The sequence below is a fragment of the Paenibacillus hunanensis genome (genome assembly GCF_014645615.1).
GTDB classification, from domain to species: Bacteria; Bacillota; Bacilli; order Paenibacillales; family Paenibacillaceae; genus Saccharibacillus; species Saccharibacillus hunanensis.
The window spans coordinates 1-684 of record NZ_BMMB01000058.1; the positions used below are offsets into that span (position 1 = coordinate 1).

General features: G+C 45.2%; 1 rRNA gene. It reads right to left on the bottom strand.

Features of this window, described 5'->3' with window-relative positions:
* Window positions 1-342 (bottom strand): 23S ribosomal RNA (locus IEX62_RS23590); the annotation flags it as partial.
* Window positions 343-684 lie beyond the last annotated feature (342 nt).

The window sequence follows — 684 nt, forward strand, 5'->3', positions numbered from 1 at the left end:
TCATCTACCAAACTCTTTTATCACTCCAAAGAGACGTCCCACAACCCCAAGAAGCAAGCTCCTTGGTTTAGGCTGTTCCGCGTTCGCTCGCCGCTACTGACGGAATCACTCTTGTTTTCTCTTCCTGAGGGTACTTAGATGTTTCAGTTCCCCTCGTCTGCCTCTACACACCCTATGTATTCAGGTGTGAGTAACTGGAGATGAATCCAGTCAGGTTTCCCCATTCGGACATCCCCGGATCAAAGCTTGCTTACAGCTCCCCGAGGCCTTATCGTTGTTCGCCACGTCCTTCATCGGCTCCTAGCGCCTAGGCATCCACCGTGTGCTCTTACTAGCTTAACCTAGTTGCTTTCCTAAGAAAGCAACGACTTCTTCTACTTCAATCAAAAAGTGATTTTTGCAAAGCAAAATATCTTTCCTTTGATTAGTTTCGAATCCATCGTTTATTTTCATTCATGACCGATCCTGTTTACACAGTGTCAGTTAAGAACAGTTTTCTAAAACGCGATGTTTCGTTTCGGTATCCAGTTTTCAAGGATCAACTTGAAAGAGGGTTGCTCTTTCAAAACTGACAACGAGTGAGTTCCAAGCCGACCTGGCTTGATTGTTGAAGCTTACGCTTCATATTTGAATGTTTCCATTGCAGGAAACGATTCTCCATAGAAAGGAGGTGATCCAGCCGCA